Raw genomic sequence first — 6411 nt, 5'->3', positions numbered from 1 at the left:
CTCCTGGCCGCGGTCCGGCGGAGCGGGGGCCCGGAGGGTCCCCCGACGACGGACGGGTGGGGCTCATGCCAGGCCGGGAACGCCTCCTGGCCGCGGTCCGGCGGAGCGGGGGCCCGGAGGGTCCCCCGACGACGGACGGGTGGGGCTCATGCCAGGCCGGGAACGCCTCCTGGCCGCGGTGCGGTCCGGTAGGACCGCGATGTCATCGTCACGGCACGACCAGGGAGAGCCCTCCCCTGCCGTAGCCCGGAACCTCGACCGCCAGGTCCAGCCGGTTGAAGGCGGCCAGCATGCCGGCGATGTCGGCGGGCAGCTCGTCGCCAGGGGCGTACAGCCTGTAGAGCCTGGAGTGCGGGGCGCCCGGCACGTTGAACAGTGCCGAGAGCACGTTGACCACCTCGTGCAGCGCCTCGGTGAGCATGGCGGTCAGTTCGCCGTCCTCCTCGACGGCGTCCTGGACACCACCGGGCGGCAGCAGCGCCAGCGCGCCGCCGCTGTAGGCCGACAGGCCGAGGTCCATGACGCACAACGCGTTGACGTCCATCGACGGGCTCACGTAGACCGCTACCGAGACCGACGACCGCTCCGTCGGGGTGACCGGCGCGCCCGGCGTCACGCCGACCGGCTTGCCGACGAGCCCGGTGAGCATGTCCTTGACGGCCTTCGCGTCGGGCAGGACGACGGTGAGCGGCGCGCTCATGCGATCACCCCGTCCAGGGCGTCCCGGAAGGTCTCCTCGGTGAACGGCTTGGCGATGAGGAAGAGCGCGCCGGCGCCGGCGGCCTTCTCCCGCATCTCCGGCGAGCCCTCGGAGGTGACGAAGCCGAACGGGACGCCCGACCCGGCCGAGCGCAGCGCCTGCAGGCACTCCAGCCCGCTCATGTTGGGCATGTTCCAGTCGGACAGGACCAGGTCCGGGCTCTCGGCCTGGACCTTGTCGTAGGCGTCGCGGCCGTCCTCGGCCTCGACGATGTCGTGGTCGTCGTAGCCGGCCTGGCGCAGGGTGCGGATGACGATCTGCCGCATGACGCGGCTGTCGTCGGCGACGAGGATCTTCACAGTGACGCTCCGTTCGGGTGCGGGTTCTCGTGCGGGGAAAGGGGGTGCGGCAGGGGCGGCAGGGCGCCCTGCACGGAGACGACGAGCGGCTGGCCGCGCCAGAGGACCTCGACGCGGCAGACGTCGTCGGGGTTGCGGACGGCGGGGGCCACCCCGACGGCGGGCAGGCTGAGCTGGGACGGGCCGGGCAGCGCGGCCTTCACGTTGCCGCCGACCACGTTGGCGATCTCGCCGTACGCGTCGGCGACGTCCTCGTGGTCGAGCAGCTCGGGGGCGGTCCGGCCCAGCAGCGCCCGGGTCAGGTCGGCAGCGGTCTGCCGGCCGGTGGTGAGGACGACGCTGCCGGTCCACGGGCCGACGACGTCGACCCACGCGGAGAGGGTGTCGGCCGGCAGCTCGCCCGGGACGGGGACGAGCAGCTCGTCCTCCCCGACCAGGGCGATCCACGCCTCGCCGGCGATCGCCTCGACCGTGGCCGCGTCGATCAGCGCGGGAATGAGCGGACGGGGGCCGGCGCCGGCTCGGCGCTCGGTGGCGCCGGGGGCGAGCGTCACAGGAGAGCCTCCTCGGGGAGCAGGCCGAGCAGCGCGAGCTTGTCGCGGAGCGCGTCGGCGGTGAACGGCTTGATCACGTACTCGTGCGCTCCGGCGGCCAGCGCCCGGACGATCTGGCTCTGCTCGCTCTCCGAGGTCACCATCATCAGCGTCAGGGCGCGCCAGGCCGGGTTGGCCCGGACGGCGGAGACGAACTGCAGGCCGTCCATGACCGGCATGTTCCAGTCGATCGTGCACAGCTCCGGCATCCAGCCGTCGTGCAGCAGATCCAGCGCCTCCTGTCCGTGGGCGGCCTGGCGGGTCTCGTAGCCGAACCCCTCCAGCGCCCCGCTCACGATGCGCCGCATGGCGCGTGAGTCGTCGATGACCAGTGCACGCACGTCAGGCCCCCTTCAGCGGGCGGTAGGCGGAGCTGCGGCCGACGACGACCCGCTCCCAGGAGTCGTCGACGCCGAGGGTCGTCTCCGCGGCGCCGAGGAAGAGCCACCCGTCGGGGCGCAGGAGCGCACGCACCCGGCGGAGGATCGCCTGCTTGGTGGGCAGGTCGAAGTAGATGAGGACGTTGCGCAGGTAGACCACGTCGAACGGGCCCATCGGCGGCAGCGGAGCGGCGAGGTTGCACTCAGCGGCGGTCACCATCCGGCGCAGACCCGGGGAGACCTGCCACTCGCTGCCGGCCCGGGTGAAGTGCCGCACCAGCATCGGCGCGGGCAGCCCGCGGTTGACCTCGAGCTGGCTGAACCTGCCGGCGCGGGTGCGCTCGACCATCTCGCGGGAGAGGTCGGTCGCGGTGATCGAGACGCGGGTCGAGGCGTTCGGCAGCGCGTCCTCGAGCAGCATCGCGATCGTGTACGGCTCCTGCCCGCTGGAGCAGGCCGCCGACCAGATCTGCAGCCGCTCCGCCGGGCCGCGGGCGGCCAGCAGGGCGGGCAGCACCGTCGAGGTGAGCGCGGTGAACGGATCGCCGTCCCGGAACCAGGAGGTCTCGTTGGTGGTGAGCGCCTCGACGATCCTCCGGGTGGACTCCGGGCTGGGCCGGCTGCGGACCGAGTCGACCAGCCGGCCGACGTCGGGCAGCCCCATGGACCGGGCGATCGGCAGCAGCCGGGCCTCGACCAGGTACTCCTTGCCCGGGGCCAGCACGATCGCGCTCTCCCGGTGCACCAGCTGGCGGACCCAGTCGAAGCTGGTGGTGGTGAGGGTCATCGCCGTCCTCCCACGCTCGCAGGGACGGAAGAGGAGGTGCCGAACGCGGCGGTCCGCGGGCCGGACAGCCGCCGGAGGACGGACTCGGCGACCCGGTCCAGGGGCAGCACCTCGTCGGCGAAGCCGGCCGAGGCGACCGCCCCGGGCATGCCCCAGACGACGGAGGTGGCCTGGTCCTGGACGACGACGGCGCCACCGGCGGCACGGATGCGGCCGGCGCCGACGCGACCGTCCGCTCCCATGCCGGTGAGCACGACACCCAGGACGGCGCCGTCGTAGGCCTCGACCGCCGAGCGGAAGAGCGGGTCGACGGCGGGGCGGCAGAAGCTCTCCGGCGGGGCCTGGTCCAGCGAGGTCTGCAGCCCGCGGCCGGTCCGGCGGATGGTCAGGTGGTGGTCGCCGGGGGCCAGGTGCACGGTGCCGGGGGCCAGCGGCGTGCCGTCGACGGCCTCGACGACCCGCAGCGCGCAGAGCCGGTCCAGGCGCTGGGCGAACTGGCGGGTGAACACCGGCGGCATGTGCTGCACCAGCAGGACCGGCACCGGCAGTGACGCCGGGAGCGCGGGGAGGAGCTTGGCCAGCGCCTCCGGGCCGCCGGTGGAGGAGCCGACCACCAGGACGGCGGGCTGCTTCACCGCACCGGTGCGGGGTGCCGGCGGGCGGACGGGAGCCGGCGCGGGTCCGGAGTCGCGGGCCGGGGCGGGGGTGACCGGGCGTCCGGTGAGCGCCTTGATCCTGGGGATGAGCTGCTGGCGCACGCTCTCCATGGACTGCGCGACGCTGCCGACGTTGGCCGGCTTGGTGACGTAGTCGTTGGCGCCCGCGGACAGGGCGTCGAGGGTGGCCGCCGCGCCCCGCTCGGTCAGCGTGCTGAACATGACGATCGGCACGCGGCTGCGCGAGACACGGATGGCGCGGACCGCCTCGATACCGTTCATCTCCGGCATCTCGATGTCCATGGTGACCAGGTCGGGCTTCAGCGCCTCGAGCTTGGCGACGGCGACGCGGCCGTTGACCGCGGTGCCGGCCACCTCGATCGCCGGGTCCTCGGACAGCACGTCGGTGACGATCTTGCGGACGACCACCGAGTCGTCGACGACCAGCACCCGGATCGGGTCCATGCGTCCTCCCTCTCCCCGCGCGGGGTGCCGGCCAGGGGTGAGCTGGCGCTGCCGGATCGGCACCCGCCCGGAGGGCCGGGAGCGGGATGCAGCCGGCGGTCCGCCCGGGGTCCCGGCGTCCGCCCGCTGTCGGTGCCTGTCACGGCTGTTGTCGGCCGCTCCCCCCTTCTCCTTGAGCCGATGCGCAGGAATTCGCGGAGCAATTATTCGGCGATCATGAATGCGCTCGCCGACCATTCTCGCCGTTTGTCGACACATCTCCCGCACAACGCTGGGTCAGCGATGATCAGGTCAGCTGATCGTTCCGGCTCCGGGCTCACCACCAGTTGTGAGCCCGGAGCCGGAACGGTGAGCCAGGACGGCGGTCGAGCACCGTCTGCGCCCGTCTAGCGGAATCGAAAGAGAGCCGCAGAGAGGGCTGACCGCCGTCCACCGGGGATGAACGCCGGCGGTCCGGGTAGCCGCCACCCATGTCACTCCCCCGGGTCCTCGTCCTCGTCCTCGCCGGTGGCGCGGGCGGTCGCCTGGAGCTGCTGACCGAGCAGCGCGCCAAGCCCGCCGTCCCCTTCGCCGGGGTGTACCGGCTGGTCGACTTCCCGCTGAGCAACTGCCAGCACGCGCACCTGGCCGACGTCTGGGTGTCGGTGCAGTTCCACCCCGCGTCGCTGTCCCGGCACCTGGCCAACGGTCGGCCGTGGGATCTCGACCGGACCGACGGCGGGCTGCTGGTGCTGCCGCCGTACAAGGGCACCGACCGGGCCGGCTGGGTCTCCGGGACGGCGAACTCGCTGTGGCGGTACGCGCCGCTGGTCCGCGACTTCGCCGCCGACGCCCTCGTCGTGGTCAGCGCCGACGCCGTCTACAAGCTCGACTACCGCGACGTCGTCGACGAGCACCTCGGCTCCGGCGCCGAGGTCACCATGGTCACCACCGAGGTCGCCGAGGACGATGCCGCGCGCTACGGCATCGTCGAGGTCGGGGCCGGAGGGAAGATCACCGACTACGCCTACAAGCCCGACCAGCCCCGCACCACCACGGCGACCAACGAGGTCTTCGTCTTCTCCCCCGGCCCGACCCTGGACCGGCTGGAGGCGTTGCGCGAGGAGCACGGCGAGGAGGGCCTCGAGGACCTCGGCACCCACCTGCTGCCGGCGCAGACCCGCGGCGGCGTCGCTCGCGCGCACTCCTTCGACGGCTACTGGCGCGACGTGGGCACCGTGGAGGCCTACTGGGAGGCCCACCGCGACTTCCTCTCCCCCGAGCCGCCGCTGGACCTCGACGACCCGCGCTGGCCGGTGCACACCCGCGGCGGGCGGCACAGCGCCGCCCGGGTGCTGCGCGGCGCTGAGGTGGACGGCAGCCTGGTGTCGGGCGGTACCCGCGTGGCCGGTCGGGTGAGCGGCTCGGTGCTCTCCCCGGGCGTCGTCGTGGAGGCCGGCGCGACCGTCGTCGACTCGGTGCTGCTGACCGGGGCCCGGGTGTGCGCCGGCGCCACGGTCACCCGCGCCGTCCTGGACGACGGGGTGGTCGTCGGCGAGCGCGCGTCGGTCGGGGGGGACGGCGGCGACGTCACGCTGCTCGGCCGGGGGGCCGAGGTGGACGCCGGCACGGAGGTGCCCGCCGGCGCCCGCTTCCCCGACCCCCAGGAGGACTGACTCCCGAGGCTGGGGGGCGGTGACGGGTCCGACAGAGTCGGGGACGGCTCCTGGCCAGGGTGGACCGGTCGCGGGGCCCGGAGGGTCCCCGACCGGGACACGGGCAGCGGCTCAGCGCAGGTCGGGGACGTCCCGTGGCTGCGGTGTCGGCCGGTAGGCCGACGAAGCGAACAGCACCGCGAGGGCGTCGGCGCCGAGCAGGTCGCCCATGACGATCCCCTGCACGCAGCCGGCGACGGCGTTCCAGGCGCCCAATGCGGCCGCGGTGGTGTCGAAGCCGGCGTCGACGAAGGCCCGGACGGCGAGCAGTTGCGCGGTCGCCAGGGTGCGGGTGCGGCCGGAGACGTGTGCGGCCCAGGACGCCTCGTGCATCGCGGTGGCCCACGGTCGGCGCTCGGCGCGGCCGGCGTCGACGGCGGCCAGCCAGCGGGCCCGGCCGGCCCCGTCCAGCGTCCGCAGCCCGGTCAGCAGCTCGGAGAGCTCGCCGGTCGCCGGGCCGAGGTCGAGCTCGGGGACGGTGGGCACGCCGGTGGCGGTGGCGACGCCGAAGGGGCCGGTGAGCTGACGGTGGACCAGCGGCGGCAGCACCGCGGCGGCCCAGGAGCCCACCGAGGCGTCGGCGAGGACGTCGGCCGCGGCGTCCCGCACGTCCTCGTCGACCAGCGCGACGGCCGGGTGCTCGGGGCCGAGGACGTCCTCGCGGAGCACGCGTTCCACGGCTGCGGCGTCGCCGATGGTGCTGCGCTCGAGCTGGGCGACCAGGACGGCGGCGCGGTCGGCGCCGGGCGGGCCGTCGGCGGCGGCGGTGCGCACGTG

Annotated in this window: 8 protein-coding genes; 1 reads left to right on the top strand and 7 read right to left on the bottom strand. The window is 74.3% G+C overall.

All coding sequences use genetic code 11. The features are described 5' to 3' along the window. Positions 1-208: 208 nt before the first annotated feature. From E4P41_RS20800 to E4P41_RS20775, 6 genes are read right to left on the bottom strand one after another with little or no spacing between them, the layout of a single operon-like run. A complete protein-coding gene (locus tag E4P41_RS20800; RefSeq protein WP_135143115.1) occupies positions 209-700 on the bottom strand; it encodes a hypothetical protein in 492 nt (163 codons plus the stop codon). After that, positions 697-1059: a response regulator gene (locus tag E4P41_RS20795; protein WP_135143114.1), complete on the bottom strand. Its 363-nt coding sequence runs from the start codon at positions 1057-1059 to the stop codon at positions 697-699. Before E4P41_RS20795 ends, E4P41_RS20800 begins: the two co-directional genes overlap by 4 nt. Next, positions 1056-1613 (bottom strand): chemotaxis protein CheX, encoded by a 558-nt coding sequence (locus E4P41_RS20790; RefSeq protein ID WP_135143113.1) that lies wholly within the window; start codon positions 1611-1613, stop codon positions 1056-1058. Before E4P41_RS20790 ends, E4P41_RS20795 begins: the two co-directional genes overlap by 4 nt. Continuing rightward, a complete protein-coding gene (locus E4P41_RS20785) occupies positions 1610-1993 on the bottom strand; it encodes a response regulator (RefSeq protein WP_135143112.1) in 384 nt (127 codons plus the stop codon). Before E4P41_RS20785 ends, E4P41_RS20790 begins: the two co-directional genes overlap by 4 nt. 1 nt (position 1994) lies before the next feature. Continuing rightward, positions 1995-2819 carry a protein-glutamate O-methyltransferase CheR gene (locus E4P41_RS20780; protein WP_135143111.1) on the bottom strand — a complete coding sequence of 275 codons (825 nt, stop codon included), beginning with the start codon at positions 2817-2819 and terminating at the stop codon, positions 1995-1997. Continuing rightward, positions 2816-3940: a chemotaxis response regulator protein-glutamate methylesterase gene (locus E4P41_RS20775; RefSeq protein ID WP_135143110.1), complete on the bottom strand. Its 1125-nt coding sequence runs from the start codon at positions 3938-3940 to the stop codon at positions 2816-2818. The genes E4P41_RS20780 and E4P41_RS20775 overlap by 4 nt, the downstream gene beginning before the upstream one ends. Positions 3941-4410: 470 nt before the next feature. Here E4P41_RS20775 and E4P41_RS20770 point away from each other — a divergent pair, with 470 nt between their 5' ends. Beyond that, positions 4411-5595, top strand: coding sequence for a sugar phosphate nucleotidyltransferase (locus E4P41_RS20770; RefSeq protein WP_135143109.1), 1185 nt, complete (start codon positions 4411-4413; stop codon positions 5593-5595). 111 nt (positions 5596-5706) lie between these two features. Here the strand turns inward: E4P41_RS20770 and E4P41_RS20765 are convergent. After that, on the bottom strand, positions 5707-6411 hold a 705-nt coding region (locus E4P41_RS20765), incomplete at its 5' end, for a hypothetical protein (protein WP_135143108.1).

It is taken from the genome of Geodermatophilus sp. DF01-2 (assembly GCF_004571065.1).
Classification (GTDB): domain Bacteria; phylum Actinomycetota; class Actinomycetes; order Mycobacteriales; family Geodermatophilaceae; genus Geodermatophilus.
Note: the sequence above shows the minus strand (reverse complement) of the source record. Positions and strands in the feature narration are given on the sequence as shown.